Source organism: Anabaena subtropica FACHB-260 (assembly GCF_014697105.1).
GTDB lineage: Bacteria > Cyanobacteriota > Cyanobacteriia > Cyanobacteriales > Nostocaceae > Trichormus > Trichormus subtropicus.
Map to the genome: position 1 here is coordinate 17,182 of NZ_JACJRF010000051.1, position 19,334 is coordinate 36,515.

Consider the following 19,334-nt stretch of genomic DNA (forward strand, 5'->3'; position numbering starts at 1 on the left):
CAGGGAACTCTGCTACAGTCTATGTCCAAAGCCCATGTAGTTGGATTAGGAAAGTCCGGTGTTGCTGCGGCGAGATTGTTGAAACGGGAAGGTTGGGAGGTAGTTCTGAGCGATCGCAACACCTCCGATACCCTCCTCAAGCAACAACAAGAACTCGCTCAAGAACAAATCACAGTTAAATTAGGGTATTCACTAGAGTTGGATGGTACTCTACCCGATTTAATAGTTGTTAGTCCGGGCGTACCTTGGGACATTCCCGCCTTAGTCAAAGCGCGAGAATTGGGTATAGAGACTATTGGTGAAATGGAATTAGCTTGGCAACATTTAAAGTCTCTGCCTTGGGTGGGAATTACCGGGACTAACGGCAAAACCACAACCACAGCTTTAATCGCCGCTATCTTTCAAGCAGCCGGATTTGATGCCCCCGCCTGCGGTAACATTGGCTACGCGGCTTGTGAAGTTGCCTTAGCAGAAACCTCCCCCGACTGGGTAATTGGGGAAATGAGCAGCTATCAAATAGAATCTTCCGTCACCCTAGCCCCTCACATCGGTATTTGGACGACCTTCACCCCAGATCACCTACCCCGTCACAAGACATTAGAAAACTATTACGACATTAAAGCCAAATTATTACGTCAATCCCAGTTACAAGTATTCAATGGTGATGATGCTTATTTATATAAGATAGGTGCAAGTCATTGGCCGGATGCCTATTGGACAAGTGTGAAAGGTAAAGATTATCTACTTGGTGCAAAAGGCTTCTACATTGAAGATGGCTGGGTTGTAGAAAAATTACAGCCAAACTCTACACCCCAAAGAATTGTCGAAGCCTCAGCCTTACGCATGGTAGGGGCGCATAACCTGCAAAATCTCCTCATGGCAGTAGCCGCAGCCCGTTTAGCTGATATTCCCCCTGAAGCCATTGAGAAAGCGGTGCGGGAATTTCCAGGAGTTGCTCATCGCTTAGAACACATCTGCACTAGGGAAGGCATCGACTTTATCAACGACAGCAAAGCCACCAACTACGATGCGGCAGAAGTGGGACTAGCATCGGTGAAAAGTCCAGTGATTTTGATTGCTGGCGGTGAAGCCAAACCAGGGGATGATACAGGCTGGATGGCAAAAATCCAAGCGCAAACCGCCGCCGTGTTGTTAATTGGCAACGCTGCACCAGCATTTGCCCAACGCCTACAAGAAATCGGGTATAGCAATTATGAAATCGTGGAAACGATGGAGAAAGCCGTAGGGCGATCGCTAGAATTAGCCAAACACCATCAAGCACCCGTAGTCTTGCTATCTCCAGCCTGTGCCAGCTTCGACCAATACCCCAATTTTGAAGCACGAGGCGACCATTTTCGGCAGTTGTGTCTGGAATTAGTAGAAATAGGGACTGGGGACTAATCAATTCAAAATACCCTGTGGGTTCTCCTAACGGAGTACAAAATTCAGGAAATGCTCACTCATTACTCATTACTCCTTACTTAATGCTGATGCACTCGCTCAAGTAACCAAATTGAAGCGATCGCACCGACAAAATGAGCAGCAATACCATTGATATTAGCTACCATCACAAACACATCCAGCGCCCGGATAATTTTGTTAGTATGCAGGCTTTTCAAAATAATCAATCTCTAATCACAAACACATCCAGCGCCCGGATAATTTTGTTAGGGTCAGTTATTGCTACTCCCGGTGGTTGAGAGACGGCTTTTGCTATAAGTACACTTAAGGTTGCACCAGAACCCACTAAGGTTAATAATATCCCCACGAAACTGACAATTATTCCTATTCGAATTGCTCTAGTTGTATCTGCCTTGCTAGGATGCAAAGCCGGATTAGGATTTGCTAAACGCTTACCAATGCCAGTGTAACGAAAATTCCAATACACACTAAACAATAAGGCTATAACACCACACACAGCCCAAAATATCCCGATTCCTACACCTGCGTTGGTTTGATCTGCAAAGTCACGACCAGTGGAAGCAAAAAGTAAAGCTAAACCACTGACTACAGCCAGTCCCAATTGCACCCAAAAGGTAATCCAGCCTGTGAGACGAATTGTATTAGCGATGCCATAGAGCGTTGATGTTACCGATGAACTATGCGCTGTCGTAGGCGATCGCATTTCTGATTCCGCTTCCATCATATCGATTTCCTTAGCTTATCCTCCAGCCCCCAACATATATCTCCCTCTTGTACAAAGACCCCCACCCATAGGCAGAATACCCTTCAAGCCTAGAGACATAAAGCTGCATATCTCAAACTTAGGATCGATGAGTAATTAGCACTAGCGACTGATTAACTACTTATCTGCGATTGTCAAACTGGCACTATATGACTTGACAAAAGATCAGGAACCGGAAAAAGTATGATTCCTTCTTGGATGGTAATTGGGGCTGTAACGTTCTTCGTCGCAGTTGGTAGTTTCTTCATTACGCCCCGTGATGTTAAATGGTTTGCTCAATTAAGTCGCCCTCGATGGCTAGTTTTTGAGCAATTTATCCCCTTGATTTGGACTGTAATTTTTATTTGCGGTGCGGCTTCCGCCTACGTTGTTTGGGAACATAATCCAGGTGGTATCATCACTTGGCTACTCATGGCTTTATATCTCCTAGTGGAAATCATCACCGTAACTTATATACCTTTGATGTTGAGATTTCGCAGTCTGAAAACAGGAGAAATTATTGGCTTAAGCGGTTTGATTGTAGCAGTTGTGTTAGCGATCGCAGTACTACCGATTTCTGGACTAGCATCTGTATTACTGATTCCCTATTTACTTTGGAGTCCCATCGGTACATACACCACGGACGAAATAAGACAACTAAATCCTGAAGACGCTTAAACCATTCAAAATTTGGCAAGATCAAACACGCCCATAAATGGCTGTAGGTTGACTTTTCAGCCAAGCCCACATTTGATCACCGTAACAAAAATGCCACCATTCTTTAGGATTGCGTTGAAAGCCAGCTTTTAACATCACGTCGTATAACAATTGACGATGTGTGTGATATTCTTGTCCTTCTGGTTGTTCATTATGGATATAGTAATCTGGATGCGATCGCTCTGACAATTCATCAATCGGTGAACCCATATTGACAATGTGTCCACTATCATCTATCAACGTCACATCCACTGCTGCACCTGTACTGTGGGGAGGAGGAGTTTTTTCATCCAAACTTGGTACAGCCCAAATTTCATAAACCGCCTGCCAAATTTCTTGGCGTTGGAGTGGGGTTAACTCAGCCTCAATTAACCCTCGTTCTCGCATCGCCATAGAAAAGCTGTAATCTACCATAAACTGCTGTACAGCTACTGGGCGATAGCCATCAAAAATTTGGATGCGCCAGCGAGGACGCAGCAACTCTAAATAGTTTTGAGCTGTGATTAAACGGCTAACTACACTTTGACGCAAATAATAAGGTGAATATTCTCCGTAAATAGCCCCCAGCTTTTCATAAGGATGGGGAGATTCCACAGCAAATAGTTCTAAGGGAATCTCTACTAACGGTTCACCACATTCCCAGATAGGTATCTGGTGATAAGGTCTTATCTGGTAATTAATCACTCTCAGCAGGTTTAGCTAAATATAAACCTAGAATTTACCTTGTTTTAGGGATAAGAGTAACCATTATTTTGAATTCCATTTATATTCTGTCCCTGCGGCAGGTTATTGTTGGGGAAATTCGATTGAGGAATTTGAGAATTACCATAATTACTAGGAATCATGGGATTTGTGGTTGTGTTAGGGTTAACACGGGGATTTCGCACAGTATAGGGGCCAATAATTGGCGATGTCCCCGTAATAAAGTTTGATGTCGATTGATTTTGGTTCGGTAAGTTTTGAAGATAATTCAAATTATTGACAGGATTCGGTGGGATATTCTGTGTCGTTGGCTGAATGTAACCAGTTCCCGAATTGATTCCTGTATTGGGTGCAATAGGCTGATTGTTATTCAAGTTATTATAGGGACTTGGCTGAATGTAACCAGTTCCCGAATTCAACCTCGTATTCAGTGGAACAGCCTGACCATTATTTAAGTTATTGAAAGAACTTGGCTGTGTATAATCCAACCCAGAATTTAACCCCCTACTAGGTGAAAACGTCTGACTAGGTTGAGTGCTAGTTGGTAGAGAATATGTCACTCCGCCATAGGAAGTAACTCCTGTAGAGTTGATGATAGTTGAAGGGTTATTGTATATACTAGGCTGGGTTTGATTAGTCGATTGATTAAGTCCTGTAGGTAACAGACCATTTGAGTTAAGATTTTGGCTGCTGTTATTTTGATTAACGAATCCTGGCCTTAGTAGTGAGGAATTTGCCGTTTCCCCTGTGGGTTGAGATGATCCATTCCCTAGCTTGTAACCCAACAACTGATTATTATCTGTCGCACCAAACCGCAACAAATTTTCTGCTTCTGATACAAAAATATTTTTCTCGACAGGTATAGGTGATTGTGCATTAACTACACCCGAATTTACATTAGGTTTGGGACTATTAACAGACTGTGGTTTGCTAGTTGTATTGGGTAAGGGAGTTTTATTTTGATTATCTTGAGAGTTAGTTGTTCTTTCTGGCGAAATTATTGGTTCAGTGTCAGCAAACAAAGACTGCAAATTATCAATATCTGCCGCGATCGCTTTATCCTCATCTGAGATAGAGGATTCCTCGGTATCTGCAAGAGTATCCTCCGTGTTTCTATTGCTGTTAATCGAGACTTCTGGATTAGTCAAATATTGCTGAATAACTAGCCCTACAGCACATAAGAAAATTGCTGTTCCCCAAAAACTCGGTTTGCCCAAATTTAGTAACCTAGCCTTGAGATAGCGCCAGTATGGAGGGGGATAACGACGATTTGACATAGTTGTTGCTAGATAATTGATGGATAGTTGGTTAATTTTTAAACCGGTTATTTTGATAGTTTTATATTACTTGTGCTTATGATTGTATGACTTATCTCTGCCTACTTCGGTAAAGTATAAATATTGATTTCATCTTAGCTTTTACATATTGCTGTTCAGTCATTCGTAACAAACTGCTGTAAATCCTGCTCCCCCTTCCATCAAAGAGTTCTCTACATACCCTGCGGGATGCTGTCCCGCAAGGATATTTTTTACTTGGATGTGCCTATATTTTCGAGCGGACAGGATACCACCCACAAGAATCATCCCTTGATTCAGTAATGCCTAAAATCTTTCTGTTTCTTGAGATGGTGCAACTGCGCCTGGTTGAGACATAAAAAAGTTTTGTGCAGACTCATTTTGGTAAATACACCTAATATCAGGTTTTTCACTATCTAAGTTACCTGTAAAGCCAAAGGTGTTGAGGCGATTCTTACATTCTCTAACTTGATCGGATGTGACAAGTTTACGTTGTTCTAAGAGCGCCCAGTTATTTTGCCGAAGAACGCATCCAGGCCGCATACTGGGTTGAGAAACATAGACATTGAATGGGTTGAGCGTCACAAATAATCTAGCGTCCATCACCATTGCACTTGCTCCATACTGGACGCAAATCTCTGGATTTGGTGCTTTTGTGTCGATAAATTCACGGGAAGCCACATTCGATGAAGATAACGTGGTTGTAGAGCTAAAAGCAATGCCAATTCCAATTCCCAGTACAAGAACTCCCCCCAAAATGGCAATGGTGGTGAAGTTAAACATGGAGGATTGGAAACCAGGAGATTTAGGTGTAGTAGCTGACCTACCAGTAGATTTACGTCTCATTGTTGCTTTATAACCTTCACGCCAGAAAAAGCCAGGAGTAGTTTTAACAGTAACCAATTATCAGTTATCAAGAATAAGGGAATGTTAATAACTGCTTGCTGTTCACTGATTTAATTTACTCTCCTTATTTCAGTATGCCGATTCTTGAGGTAATTGCCCGCAACTTCCCAGACAATATTTAATATTTAGTGTGTATACCATAAAAAAAACTAAATGTCTAGTTCATGCCCATATATAAGAATTTCTGTTCAATATTAATATTGAGAACTAATAGGCTAATTGGCGATGACCTGCGATCGCAGGTCATCACGGCTTAAGATAGCTTTAATATTCAGATAAAATTGGCGTTTGTGCTTATATAAATGAGAGGTAGAGTGATTTTTGCATAATTTGTACTTAAATGAGTACGATTACGAGCAACTGACACAGCTTGGGATAATAACAACCTGAAGATTGCAGTTGATTCACGAAAATAGAATTTAGAAAGGTGCAAAATGTACTACATTCTGCCAGTTTCTGACTTCTATCCTCCTACTGACTGTCTACCTTGTAGTTGATGCAGTAGATGTTATGGGACAAGTATGGTTATAGGACACTAAACCCTGTTCCCAAACTCAGTTTGATGCACTCGTGCATTACCTAATCAACAGCCTTTCGGTTGTCATTGTCCTGATAGAGAACCTCAACTGTCAAATTTATGGAAGTGAAAATGCAAGAACCGGAATTCGCTCAAACCCAGTCCAAAGAGACAACAGTGCCAGAAATCAACAGCCAAACAGGGACTATTACTAAACTCCAGCCTCCTGTGCAGTCTCAAGAAGAATGGCGCAAATACGGAGAACAAGTTTCTGATTTTTTAGCAACTCTTCCCGATTATGTAGGAAACTTTTTTAATCAATACAAACAACCCTTAGTCAGCGTGGGTTTAATTGTGGCAGCAATTGTCGCAGTTAAAGTACTGTTGGCAGTTTTAGATGCTTTGAATGATATTCCCTTAGTAGCACCAACTTTTGAATTGATTGGTATCGGTTACTCTGCTTGGTTTGTTTATCGCTACTTACTAAAAGCTTCAACCAGAGAAGAGTTAACAAATGAAATTACCACTCTCAAATCCCAAGTAGTTGGTCAAGATGGTTCCGAAATCTAATACTGACTAACCCAGCGTCCAATATTATTTTGATAAGATAAATGACCAAGCATAGTTTTGCTTGGTCATTTTTTTATGGCGCTGCGCTACGCATATCAGTTCCAATCCCTACAACACCCGCAATATACTAGGAATGCTGTCAATAGCTGACAAACTCTGAATTTCTGCTAGAGCTTGGCGAAATTCACCTTCTCTGACATCGTGAGTCACTACTACAATCTCGGCTAGTTCTCCCTGAAAGCCAGTTTGGACTATTGACTCGATACTTACGCCATGATTACCGAAGCAAGTACCCAATTGCCCAATTACACCAGCTTGGTCTTTGGTGAGGAATCGCGCATAAAATCGGGTCACAAGGTCGGAGATGGAGGCTATTTGGCTGTAGTCTTCGTGTCTACAAGTTAAGAGTGGATTGGGTGCTGTTGTATTGCTTTTTAGTGCTGCAACCAGACTCAAAATATCTGAAGTGACGGCGCTGGCGGTTGCACCTGCACCTGCACCGGGGCCAAAAAACATCACCTGACCAATGGGTTCCCCTTCTACGAGAATGGCGTTATACACACCGTTAATGCTGGCTAGGGGATGGGCTTTTGGTACTAGTGTCGGGTGAACCCTGAGTGATAGCTTGGTGGTATCGTTAGACTGATTTTTAGCGATCGCCAATAATTTAATCACAAATCCCAATTTTTCGGCATAGGCAATATCTGTCTTGCTGACTTGGCGAATCCCCTCACAATAGACATCTTCTAGGTTAATTCGCCCATCAAAAGCCAATGATGCGAGGATAGCGATTTTATCTGCTGCATCTAAACCCTCTACATCGGCTGTGGGATCAGCCTCAGCGTAACCCAAACGTTGGGCATCAGCCAACACATCACCGAAGTCACTACCTTCGGTTTGCATCCTAGTGAGGATGTAGTTAGTTGTACCGTTAACAATACCAGTAACAGTATGAATACGGTTAACACTTAAAGCCTGTTTTAATGGCTGAATAATCGGAATCCCACCACCTACGGCAGCTTCTAACATCACGTAGACTCCGGCTTGATTAGCAGCTGTAAAAATTTCTGCCCCAAAACGAGCGATCGCTGCTTTATTAGCTGTAACTACGTGCTTACCATTATTTATGGCTTGGAGAATGAGCGATCGCGCCGGTTCCAATCCACCCATGACCTCAACAACTATATCTACTGCTGGATCATTGACAATTGACTTTAAATCTGTTGTTATAACTGCCGATGGTAATTGTACATCGCGGGGTTTATCAAGCGATCGTACTCCCACCCGATATATTTCTATTTCTTGCAGCAATGGATGACGACCAACCGCATCTTGTAGCAGTTGTACTGTCCCCATTCCTACCGTTCCTAATCCTAAGATTCCCAGCTTTACACCCACAAACTTTGTACCAAATTTAGTTTTAACTGCTGAGTCCTGAGACATCATTTCCCAGCCATTTATATACAAAACAATTGTAGGGTCGGCACTGCCCACCCTACAAATTAATCAATTTTGTTAGTTGTTCGTTACCAGTGGTCAGTTGTTGGTATTTTGCCACTGACAACTGACTACTGACAACTGACCAACCTAGTATGTTTCTACGTGCCAACGACCAGCTTTCTTCAGGTCTTTTTGGTAATTACTCCAGGTAACACCTTCCTTAGCAGCAGCAGTTGTTAAAGCGGCATCAATACCTTCTTCCATACCGCGCAAACCACAGATATAGGTGTGGGTTTTTTCATTCTTGATCAATGCCCACAGTTCATCAGCGTGTTCTGCTACACGGTCTTGGATGTACATTCTGCCACCTTGGGGATTCTTTTGTTCCCGGCTGATAGCATAGGTGAGGCGGAAGTTATCGGGATACTTCTGTTGGATTTCTTCCAGTTCTTCTTTATAAAGAATGTTGGGAGTTGTAGGAACGCCAAAGACTAACCAAGAAAATCCTTTGAATTGGTATTCGGGGTTAGCAGCTCTTTCTGCATCCTTGAACATCCGCCACAGGTAAGTCCGCATGGGCGCAATACCGGTTCCTGTTGCCAACATGATGACATTGGCTTCAGGGTCATCGGGTAACAGCATTTCTTTACCCACAGGCCCAGTAATTTTTACTTCTGAACCTGGTTCGATGTGAGTTAGGTAAGTAGAGCAAACACCGTATACTGTTTCGCCGCTTTCTGGATGCTTGTACTCCAACTGACGGACGCACAACGATATAGTTTTATCATCTACATCATCGCCATGTCTGGTTGAGGCGATGGAGTACAGTCTGAGTTTTTCAGGCTTGCCGTTCTTGTCCACACCTGGTGGAATAATGCCAATACTTTGACCTTCGATGTACTTTAAGTTACCACCAGTTAGATCAAATTTGATGTGTTGAACAATACCAATCCCGCCTTCTTTTACCAAGGGTTCATTGGAGATTACCTTGCCCATAAATGGAGCATTGGGACGGTAAATATTAACAGGAACATCAGCGTGTTTGGCTTTCGCTTGAGTCATGGTGTTGCCTTTGTTGTCCTTTTTCTTAAGCTGTTCTTCAGCTGGTGGTTTAGCGAAGCCTTTGACTTCACTATGAGTTTTTACAGGTGTGGCTTTACCATTCCCCTCAGTGTTAGCAGCTTCACTAGACGCATCTGTTGTACTTGCAGTGGTCGCTTTACCATTGAGTTGTTGTAGTGCGCTTACCGTTTGAATGCTAACAATTTTGCCGCCTAGTCGAGTGATACGCTGCATTTCTTGATTCATGCGGTTGTAAGGCACTCTAATGAACACACTGCCACTTTTACGAATTGGGTAGTTAGTTTGATCAGTTTCTTCGTTCTGACGCAGACCTACCACTTCGTAAACGAAGACGCGGCTACCTGATTCTATGTTGGCAGCACCCTCAAAAGCACCTTGATTAGACATTCCTTCTACCACTCCGATCTTTAACTTAACCGTTTCTCAAAAAAAGCTTTTCTCATCACAAGCCAGCTTTAGTTTATCGGATTTTTCGTTACTAAAACTAGCGCTCTGAGAAAGTAGCATTATCAATTAATGCGTTGCTGGGTACACTCTCCTCAAGACGTGCAGGCATAGTAATAAACACACCTGTTCACCTTCTAAGTTAGAGGATAAGTCTTTTGGAGAATGTTAATAATGAGTCAATTTAATCTTTTTTTCGTGAACTTATACTCTAGCTTTGAAAGAGTTATCAGTGCTGTTAACGTTAACTGGGTGTTGAGCAGCGTGCTGAGTAAAAACACTAGTCCCTATTCCCCTGTAACCTTTTTATCGGTTCTTGGTGTACAAAGTTTAAATGGACTGCCAGGTTTTCTAGCAAGCACCAAATGTACAATTATGTAACACCAGAAGATAAATTTGACTGGCAGTAGCCAAGCCTTGATTTTGCTTTCAAAAGCTATCGCCGCACTACTCTTTCTAGAACTTGTATTAGGTAATACCTAATGAGTACATCATCTCTTAGCCAGTTTCTGCTCATTAACTTGCCTCCTAAGCTTGGTTAATTTCATAACCAGGATGCGAGTGCAGTAACGAAGATTAAGGCTTTTGGAGAGACTTGTTAAAAGTAGATACATAAAATAATTTTTACTTGATGTGAAACATCTGTCAACCGCCATTAACACCTTGGGATCATGGCTAAATTGGGGTTTAAGTATCTGTAGAAGATTATTGCCAAAACTTTTTTATACTCCTTGCAGCTTCACTCCGAGGATAGATTCAGTCGATAATATTTGCCGCTAGGACGTGGGTATAAATAAAAAATTAGCGAAAATTTCCCAAATTCGCTGCCAAAAAAACTTATACCTTATAGACTGAATGATATAAACTTACAAACCAATAGACGAATTCGCTACACAAATTACGGATAGTGATTAGTGAAATTTTAGAAATCACAATTACATCATCGGTATGTTTGGTGAGCTACTTAATTCTCTTGACAATCAATCTTGTATGGGATACCCCATTCTGTTAAAATCGACTATACCACTAGGATTAAATACTTACCAGCTATAAATCAAGAATATTCAGAGGATTACAGCCTTTTATTTTGGTTGTATTGCTGTCTGGTAAATCTTTAATGCTGCTGAGTAGCAAGAACGCAGGACAAACCTATGGGGTAAACTCCTGGCTTCACATTCTGCTGTGTGAAAAATTATTGATTGACACATTTAGTATTTGAGGAGATTTATGACAACTAAGCCAGAACGCGTGGTACTGATTGGAGTAGCCGGAGACTCCGGGTGCGGTAAATCTACGTTTTTGCGTCGTTTGATGGATTTATTTGGTGAAGAGTTTATGACAGTCATCTGTTTAGATGACTATCATTCCTTGGATCGTAAACAACGTAAAGAAACTGGAATCACTGCACTTGACCCCAGAGCCAACAATTTTGACCTGATGTATGAGCAAATCAAAGCGCTCAAAGAAGGTCAAACGATTAATAAGCCGATTTATAATCACGAAACCGGCATGATTGATCCACCTGAAATAGTACAACCAAATCACATTGTAGTGGTTGAGGGTCTGCATCCTTTATATGATGAACGGGTGCGATCGCTCCTTGATTTCAGTGTCTACTTTGACATCAGTGATGAAGTCAAAATTGCGTGGAAAATCCAGCGTGACATGGCAGAACGGGGTCATCGCTACGAAGATGTTCTAGCTGCTATCAATTCTCGTAAACCCGATTTCCAAAAGTATATCGAACCTCAAAGAGAATTCGCCGATGTGGTGCTGCAAGTATTGCCCACCAACTTGATTAAGAACGATACAGAGCGTAAAGTTCTCCGAGTGCGGATGCTACAACGGGAAGATAAAGAAGGTTTTACACCCGCTTACTTGTTTGATGAAGGTTCCACAATCAACTGGACTCCTTGTGGACGTAAGCTTACCTGTTCTTACCCAGGAATGCAATTATATTACGGTTCCGATGTTTACTACGGTCGTTATGTCTCAGTTTTAGAGGTAGATGGTCAATTTGACAACCTCGAAGAAGTCATTTACATCGAAACTCACCTCAGCAATACATCCACCAAGTACCAAGGTGAATTGACTCAGTTGTTACTCCAACACCGCGAGTACCCTGGTTCTAACAACGGAACTGGTTTCTTCCAAGTATTAACAGGTTTGAAAATGCGGGCTACCTACGAGCAGTTGACAGCAAAGGAAGCCAAGCTGGCAGTTCAGGTTTAATACAGCAGTGTTTGTGTCAAAACTTCTGGGGTGCTTCCGAGTACCCCTTTTTTTGTATCAGTAAAAACATATTTAACCTATTGATAATTTAATAGTAATTTTGCCTAACAAAATAAGATACTCACTGCTGGATGTGTCAAGATTGTTATGATTTCAGTAATTAGTAGCTGAAATAAATATCCTGGAACTTACGGATGAAAACGAAGACTCAAGCTTTAGAAAAGGAATAAAAGGGTATGGGAGGGTAGGTGTTCAAAATGCTAACACCCCCATACCCTCATACCCCTCAAAGCGAAGAGTCTCGTTGCGTAAGTTCTATATTAATTCAGTGAAAATACTATTTTAGGAGGAATACTCTTTGTCTCGACGTTATTTATTTACCTCCGAGTCTGTCACCGAAGGTCATCCAGATAAAATCTGCGATCAAATTTCTGATACGATTTTAGACACTTTATTGACACAAGACCCTAGTAGCCGTGTTGCAGCTGAGGTTGTAGTGAATACTGGCTTGGTGCTAATTACTGGTGAAATCAGCAGCAAAGCCAATGTCAATTATGCCAATATTGCCCGCAAAAAAATAGCAGAAATTGGTTACACCAATGCTGATAACGGCTTTTCCGCCGATAGTACTAGCGTGATTGTGGCTTTAGATGAACAATCACCAGACATCGCCCAAGGTGTAAACACTGCTCAAGAAACCCGCGAACAGGATAGTGAAGAACTATTCGATAGCATCGGTGCTGGTGATCAAGGTATCATGTTCGGTTTTGCTTGTAACGAAACCCCAGAATTGATGCCTTTGCCTATATGCTTGGCTCACCGCATTGCTCGCCGACTAGCAGCAGTCCGCAAGACAGGGGAATTGCCCTATCTGCGTCCTGATGGTAAAACCCAAGTTACTGTCATTTACGAAGATGGCCGCCCTGTTGGTATTGATACCGTGCTGATTTCTACACAGCATACAGCTACTATCGGCGATATTACTGATGAAGCGGCAGTCCAAGCCAAAATTAAACAAGACCTGTGGACAGCTGTAGTTGAACCAGTGTTTGGCGATTTGGACATCAAACCAGACCAAGATACACGCTTTTTAGTTAACCCCACTGGCAAATTCGTCATTGGTGGCCCTCAAGGCGACTCTGGTTTAACAGGACGGAAAATTATTGTTGATACCTACGGCGGTTATTCCCGACATGGTGGCGGCGCTTTCTCTGGTAAAGACCCCACTAAGGTAGACCGTTCTGCTGCTTATGCGGCTCGTTATGTAGCCAAAAATATTGTGGCGGCTGGGTTGGCTCAAAAATGTGAAGTCCAGTTGAGCTATGCAATTGGTGTAGCAAGACCAGTAAGCATTTTTCTGGATACCTTTGGTACTGGCACGGTAGATGATGAAATCTTGTTGGAACTAGTCAAAGAAAACTTTGAACTACGTCCGGCGGGGATTATTCATAGCTTTAACTTACGCAACTTACCAAGCGAACGAGGCGGACGTTTTTATCAGGACATCGCGGCTTACGGTCACTTGGGACGGAACGACCTAGATTTACCTTGGGAACGTACCGATAAGGCGGATTTCTTAAAGCACGCAGTCAATCATTCGTTGTCAGCAGCTGGAGTTTAGATAACTCTTAAGGGGTTAGGGGTACAGGGAAAAGAAATTTTTCTCATTCCCCACTCCCCGCCCCCTAAGAGTTATTTAATTTGGAATTTTGGATTGATTTCTCCCCACTCCCCTGAATCATCCGGTGAAGAACGTTATATGTAAGTATATTTGACTACTGCCAATAAAGAAAATTTAAGTTTTATCTATAGGCAATGATAAATTTTGTACTCATAGCCGTTGACGGCTGCTGATGACTGGGATTCAGGTAGGCATTTGTTAACTTCTACTGGTATTGGTGCATAAAAATTTACTAACCAGAGGTCTAAAGGACGTGGTAGCTGTTTTAATGTGTTTTCTAGGGTAATAGTGGAAGTGTTGGGGTCTTTTTCTTGATGGGCTAAGAGAAACTGGGTAGTAGTTTGTAAATCAGAAAATTTTAATTCCCTGGCTATTCCCATCATTTCCCCGGTTTGGACTAAGGTTTTGTGGGTTGTGGCGATGAGAACCGGAACCTGAGAATTTTGTTGAATTATGGGGAGTAACAAATCAGGGCGGTAGTATTTTTGATAACCCAAATTACAAATCACTGTGACAGCACTGACTAATCCCATTAGCCAAATTATCGTCACGGCTTTTTTGCTAGTTTGCCAACATGGGGCCAGGCTAGCACCCACGAGGATAATTACAGCCGGAAAATATACAAAATTGTAACGAGCGCCGCGTGTGATATCAATGCCAAAAATATAACTCAATATAAAAAATAGAGCGATCGCTCCTAAAATTACCCCGGTAAATACTTGAGTCTCCAGATTGGTTTGGGGTTGGTATAGTTGAAATTTCCAACCACGAAGTAAAATTGGTGTCGCCCAAATAGCAAACATTAGCATTCCTAAGCCGGAAACAATCACAATTGCTAGCTGTGGTGATTCTACTGGGAGCAACATAATCATTGTTACCCATGCGGCGAAAGCTTGGAAAATCGGATTGAGCCATTCTAATCCGACGCGATCGCTGCGAATCCATTCTGTTAAACTACTGCGATAGCGATTTTGTAAAAAGCCGGGTAGCCAAACTAAGCATGATATGGCTGTACCAATAGCGACAGCATAAATGCGCCACCAAACAGAGGAGAAAAATACTAGGGTTTTGGCTTGTGTTGATTGTTGCCAAGCTAAAAATATCAAAACTAAGGCTTCCGCACAAAGCGTTAGAACGAAAAAGTAATGGGTAGCAATCCCTAAACCATTCACTCCTACCCAAGAAATGATTACCCAAAGTGATAATGGGGTGCGGTTTTGAATATGACGTGTAGCAATAACTAAGCAGGAGAGGGACGCAATCACCCAAATCATTGCTAATGTGTAATGGCGTGCTTCTTGTCCTAAATACACAGCGTAGGGTGAAGCTGCCATCATCGCAGCTGCTAGCTGTGCGACTAAGGTGGAACGAAAGGCTAAGTTACCTAAGATATAAGAGAGGGGAATTAAGACAGCACCTAGTAAGGCTGGAAATGAACGCGCCGCAAACAGCGAAACTAATTCTCCTTCATTGGGAAACAACTTCATCCATAGATGTACTAATACAAAATACAGTGGTGGATGGTTATCTTCTGTCATTAGGTGATGAATCACATCCCCAACGCCAGAGGCTAGATTTGGTTGTAGGGATTGTAAGAGAATATCAGGTGCGATCGCCTGATCTAACGGTACTGGTAAAAAACTATTCCCTAAACTAAAAACCAAAGTTGCAAATTCATCAGTCCAAGGAGGCTTGGCGGTCAAGTTGGTAAAACGTAAGCCTAGACCGATGATAAACCAGACCAGTAAGACTAAAGGATGAAACCAGCGAGCAGAAACGGTAGAAGGCCAATTATACAAACGCATCTATTTCTTGCGAGAAGCCAAGGGCTATAACAAGTCAATTTGTATATATTAGACCTCACATGGCAACTTAAGTTCGCTGACTATTTCACATCGGTGACTCGCCAGCTGAGTTTGAGGTTGACCCAGAAATTCCAAATGGTAGCAACTGCGATCGCTATCAGGTTAGCAATGTAGCGGTTAGGAATCAAAAAATTAAACACCAAATTCAAAATAAGTACATTCAGCATCAATCCCGCTAAACAAATAATGTTGAACTTGACAAATCGCTTCAGGCGTTGATGCCATTCCTGCTGTCTCATGGCTACATCTGCAAACGTCCAAGCATCATTCCACAGGAAATTATTGAAAATAGCGATCTCACCTGCAATGATTTTGCTCCGAGTCAGAGGCCAAGCTAAGGTTGACGGGTCACTAAATAGATAAAGCAATGCCATATCTACAAACACTCCACTCAGTCCCACCAAGGCAAAGCGGAGGAATTTATCTATGGGGAAATTAATTTTTTCCTTGACTTGACCTAAACGCCCGGTAGATAAACGTAAGCGTACTAAGTGATGGATGTAGTCCAAATATTGCTTCCACGTGACCTTACTTTCACCCTGTTGGCGTTCGCAAAATACATAACCGACTTCGGCAATATTTTTAACATTACCTCGTCCAATTACTTCTAGCAAAATTTTGTATCCTACGGGATTAAGTATTGCCCCAGCTACGCTACTACGACGCACCATAAAATAACCACTCATGGGATCCGAAACTCTTCCCAAGACTCTTGGTAGCAGCATCAACCCTAACAATTGCGCGCCCCGAGATAAGAACCGTCTCACTACACTCCAACTGCTAACACCGCCACCATCTACGTGACGACTGGCTAATGCCAAATCTGCACCCAGGGTAATTTTCGTCAACAATTGGGTCAATACTTCTGGTGGATGTTGTAAATCTCCATCAATTACCCCTAGAACACTTCCCCTCGCTACTTGCCAACCTCGAACTACGGCTGAAGACAGTCCTCGTTCCTGTTGTCGTCGCATCACCCGCAACTGGGGATATTTTTCAGTCAAAGATTGAGCAACTTCCCAAGTCATGTCTGGACTATCATCATCCACAACAATTAATTCATAATCTTCTGGAATGAATTCATCCAGGGTCTGACTCAAGATTTTCACAACATTTTCAATATTGTCACGCTCTTTATAAGTAGGGATTATTAAGGAAAAATAGATATCTCTGTGACTTATACCTACACTTTTAGGCGGCACATCAGAAATTTGTAATGGGCCTGTGGGGACTGCTAATAATTCCTTGGTTGTGTTGATATTCATAAAATTATGATGAGCAATTACAAAATAGGGTTTATTGAAAGACAGATTTTATTTTATTTTGCATAAATATTTTTAATCAGACTATTTCAGTATGCAATAACTAAGTAGATATAAGAAATACAATGGTGGAAAGTTTATCAGTTTTTTAGACTAGTCTGTAAATTTTGAAGTCTTGATTAAATTACAGTTATTAGAAGCTCAACCAAAAAAAATGTAAGATTTATGGTGTATTAAGAGGATGTTTGAAAAGTCATGATTGACGTATCAAATATTTTTACCCCATCTTAACCCTCCCCTTATGTATTGTGAATTAAGGGAGGGTAATAATTCAATTAAAATCACAGCTAACCACTTTTCAACAAGCCTCTAAGCTGCATCACATACCCTGAAAATTTTTGATAATAAAAAAAATCCCCAATGGCTTTGATGTATTTTTATAGGAATTTCATGAGAATTCCATCAATGCCATTGAGAAATATGTTAACCACACAATTGAAATAACTTCACAGACTTTGGCTTGTAACGAAACCAATGTTATGACTCAGCCAAAACTAAAATAAGTGTATCAGTAAATTTCAACTATTTGCAGAAAGATTGTAAATTTTAACAGTGAAATTGTCGAGGTTCATCGTACCCATGAGATTTTGAGTTTGTGTTAACTGAAACTGCTTTGATAAGATTTGTTGTATTTTTTGTTCTTCTCGTTCTATATCTGCTGGTGTTTTCAATTTCGACCAAACAGGATTTTCACTTTCTAACCAAAGCACACGAGGGTATTTTTGCGGTTCATTTGTTAAAACTTTTTCTAGTGAATTTGCTAAATCCGCAGGATGTTCGGCTAACAGCATTATTGGAGCTTTTGAGGGAGTGTAATATGCTAAACGCAAAACATGACCCCAGGCTTTAGAATTCATTGCAATTAGGGTTGGTTGTTCTGACTGTTGTGTTATTAATTCAGCAACTGAATGAAAAATTGAGCGTTGTCGTAAACTAAAATCACTAATGCCAATTGTGAGATACAACAGTAAAAAAACAGAAGCTACAAGTGTACGCCATTGCGAAGAAATAGCTTTTTCCAACCACAAAGTTAATAATAATAAACACCCAGGAATAACGATAATCATGGTTCTTCCGCCACCAAAATTCAAAGTAGTTTTTTTGGTGACAATATCTAATCCCAAAGCTATTAACAGAGGCAAAAGTCCCAATATTAAAGCTACAGCCAATTTTTTTTGCTCGCCCTGTTGCCAAAGTTGCAGACTAGAGGCGATGATGAAGGCGATCGCTAAACAACCAACTATAACTATAGTAATTGTAGGTAAACTTGTTACCCAGTCTCCCAATACTAAATTACTTGCTAAAGTCTGAGATATATCCTGCAAGTGAGCCAATATTGCTGAACCAGCATCTTTGAGAGCGCCAAATCTTTTTAAATCTGCACTACGGATTTGTTTAATAGCTCCCCACAATACCCAAGGAATGGTTAGCAAGATTCCCGCAGCTAAACGCAAACCATGTTGCCACCAATGCTGTCGGTCAAGATAAAGTATTAAAACACCTAGAGCTATTACCCAATATAAATAGAAATAAAAGGTCAACAAACCCGCAGCAATTGCACCAATCAAAAGGATGTTCCACAGCAACTGATAACGACGGTTATGATTAGCTGTTGAGTTAGTGGGTTGGTCAATTAAATGCAGTAACGCTGTTGCACTTAGTGTTGTCCACAAAACTAAAGGCGCGTACATCCGCACATTCAGAGAGTGGAATAAATAAAAAGGGTTGATTCCCAGAAACGCCGCCAGTAATAATCCTCCACGATGTCCGATGACAACTTTTCCTAAACTGTAAGCACTAGCGATCGCTCCAATGCTGAATAATGTATTTAAACTCCGCATCGCTGTTTCGCTATTACCGAAAAGACGCAACCAAAAATGTTGACTCAAATAAAATAAGGGTGGGTGCGGTTCTCCTCTCAGCAGATTCAGTAATAATTTCTTCACAGTTGCAATCACTGCTCCAAAACCCGATTCTATCGGTATGCTGAATAAAGGTGTGTATTGCGCCAAAGCTATTGGTACATCACCAGGGGTTTGATAAGCACTTTTCTCACCTGTAGCCAGGAGTAATGATAATACTTCGTCATACCAAAATTCCCGACTACCTAAATTGACAATGCGTAGCAGTATGGCGATGGCGATCGCGGCTAATGCTAAAGTTTCTAGAGAAACTAGTTTATTAAGTTTGGTAACTGGCAACCCAGAATTCATCAATATATTTGCTTATACGGTGTTGTCATAATATTATCAACAATATTTACAGGCTACTGTAATATTTGTGTTAAATCAGAAATGTTGAAAGCTGATACAAAACTTTACATTCTTAGTTAGACTAACTCCAAAAGTCCTAAAATAGTCAACATAACATTATCTCCTCAAACCAATGAACATAAC

Annotated in this window: 13 protein-coding genes and 1 pseudogene; 5 read left to right on the top strand and 9 right to left on the bottom strand. The window is 41.5% G+C overall.

Translation table 11 applies throughout. The annotated features are described in order from the left end of the window. Window positions 1-21: 21 nt before the first annotated feature. The gene (murD, locus tag H6G18_RS21255; protein WP_190409087.1) at window positions 22-1,401 is read left to right on the top strand and encodes a UDP-N-acetylmuramoyl-L-alanine--D-glutamate ligase; all 1,380 of its coding nucleotides are present in this window, start codon (window positions 22-24) and stop codon (window positions 1,399-1,401) included. An 80-nt stretch (window positions 1,402-1,481) separates the two neighbouring features. Here murD and H6G18_RS21260 read toward each other — a convergent pair. After that, a pseudogene (locus tag H6G18_RS21260) lies at window positions 1,482-2,143 on the bottom strand (DUF3611 family protein). A gap of 225 nt (window positions 2,144-2,368) precedes the next feature. Here H6G18_RS21260 and H6G18_RS21265 point away from each other — a divergent pair. After that, window positions 2,369-2,842 carry a TspO/MBR family protein gene (locus H6G18_RS21265; RefSeq protein ID WP_190409088.1) on the top strand — a complete coding sequence of 158 codons (474 nt, stop codon included), beginning with the start codon at window positions 2,369-2,371 and terminating at the stop codon, window positions 2,840-2,842. 21 nt (window positions 2,843-2,863) lie between these two features. Here the strand turns inward: H6G18_RS21265 and H6G18_RS21270 are convergent, their stop codons facing one another. The 3 genes from H6G18_RS21270 to H6G18_RS21280 form a co-directional block, all read right to left on the bottom strand. Then, on the bottom strand, window positions 2,864-3,550 hold the full coding sequence (locus tag H6G18_RS21270) for a M15 family metallopeptidase (protein WP_190409099.1): 687 nt from the start codon (window positions 3,548-3,550) through the stop codon (window positions 2,864-2,866). A gap of 59 nt (window positions 3,551-3,609) precedes the next feature. Further along, window positions 3,610-4,860 carry a hypothetical protein gene (locus tag H6G18_RS21275; RefSeq protein ID WP_190409089.1) on the bottom strand — a complete coding sequence of 417 codons (1,251 nt, stop codon included), beginning with the start codon at window positions 4,858-4,860 and terminating at the stop codon, window positions 3,610-3,612. 324 nt (window positions 4,861-5,184) lie between these two features. After that, window positions 5,185-5,724, bottom strand: coding sequence for a DUF3172 domain-containing protein (locus H6G18_RS21280; RefSeq protein ID WP_190409090.1), 540 nt, complete (start codon window positions 5,722-5,724; stop codon window positions 5,185-5,187). 709 nt (window positions 5,725-6,433) lie between these two features. On the opposite strand from H6G18_RS21280, the gene H6G18_RS21285 reads away from it, so the two are divergent. Beyond that, window positions 6,434-6,871, top strand: a complete 438-nt coding sequence (locus H6G18_RS21285; protein ID WP_190409091.1) for a CAAD domain-containing protein — start codon at window positions 6,434-6,436, stop codon at window positions 6,869-6,871. A 108-nt stretch (window positions 6,872-6,979) separates the two neighbouring features. Here H6G18_RS21285 and H6G18_RS21290 read toward each other — a convergent pair whose 3' ends face one another. Together H6G18_RS21290 and petH are read right to left on the bottom strand one after the other, a co-directional pair. Beyond that, a complete protein-coding gene (locus tag H6G18_RS21290; protein ID WP_190409100.1) occupies window positions 6,980-8,269 on the bottom strand; it encodes a homoserine dehydrogenase in 1,290 nt (429 codons plus the stop codon). A gap of 189 nt (window positions 8,270-8,458) precedes the next feature. Next, window positions 8,459-9,781, bottom strand: coding sequence for a ferredoxin--NADP reductase (gene petH / locus H6G18_RS21295; protein ID WP_190409092.1), 1,323 nt, complete (start codon window positions 9,779-9,781; stop codon window positions 8,459-8,461). Between the two features lie 1,284 nt (window positions 9,782-11,065). Between petH and H6G18_RS21300 the strand changes: the two genes are divergently transcribed. Continuing rightward, window positions 11,066-12,070 (top strand): phosphoribulokinase, encoded by a 1,005-nt coding sequence (locus tag H6G18_RS21300; RefSeq protein ID WP_190409093.1) that lies wholly within the window; start codon window positions 11,066-11,068, stop codon window positions 12,068-12,070. Between the two features lie 358 nt (window positions 12,071-12,428). After that, complete coding sequence (metK, locus tag H6G18_RS21305; RefSeq protein ID WP_190409094.1) at window positions 12,429-13,691, top strand: methionine adenosyltransferase; 1,263 nt, start codon at window positions 12,429-12,431, stop codon at window positions 13,689-13,691. Between the two features lie 185 nt (window positions 13,692-13,876). Here the strand turns inward: metK and H6G18_RS21310 are convergent, their stop codons facing one another. The 3 genes from H6G18_RS21310 to H6G18_RS21320 all read right to left on the bottom strand — a co-directional run bounded on the left by H6G18_RS21310 (window position 13,877) and on the right by H6G18_RS21320 (window position 19,151). Then, window positions 13,877-15,556: a glycosyltransferase family 39 protein gene (locus H6G18_RS21310; protein ID WP_190409095.1), complete on the bottom strand. Its 1,680-nt coding sequence runs from the start codon at window positions 15,554-15,556 to the stop codon at window positions 13,877-13,879. An 80-nt stretch (window positions 15,557-15,636) separates the two neighbouring features. Continuing rightward, entirely contained in the window at window positions 15,637-16,881 is a 1,245-nt protein-coding gene (locus tag H6G18_RS21315) for a glycosyltransferase (RefSeq protein WP_190409096.1), read from the bottom strand. 575 nt (window positions 16,882-17,456) lie between these two features. Continuing rightward, window positions 17,457-19,151, bottom strand: coding sequence for a glycosyltransferase family 39 protein (locus H6G18_RS21320; protein WP_190409097.1), 1,695 nt, complete (start codon window positions 19,149-19,151; stop codon window positions 17,457-17,459). Window positions 19,152-19,334 lie beyond the last annotated feature (183 nt).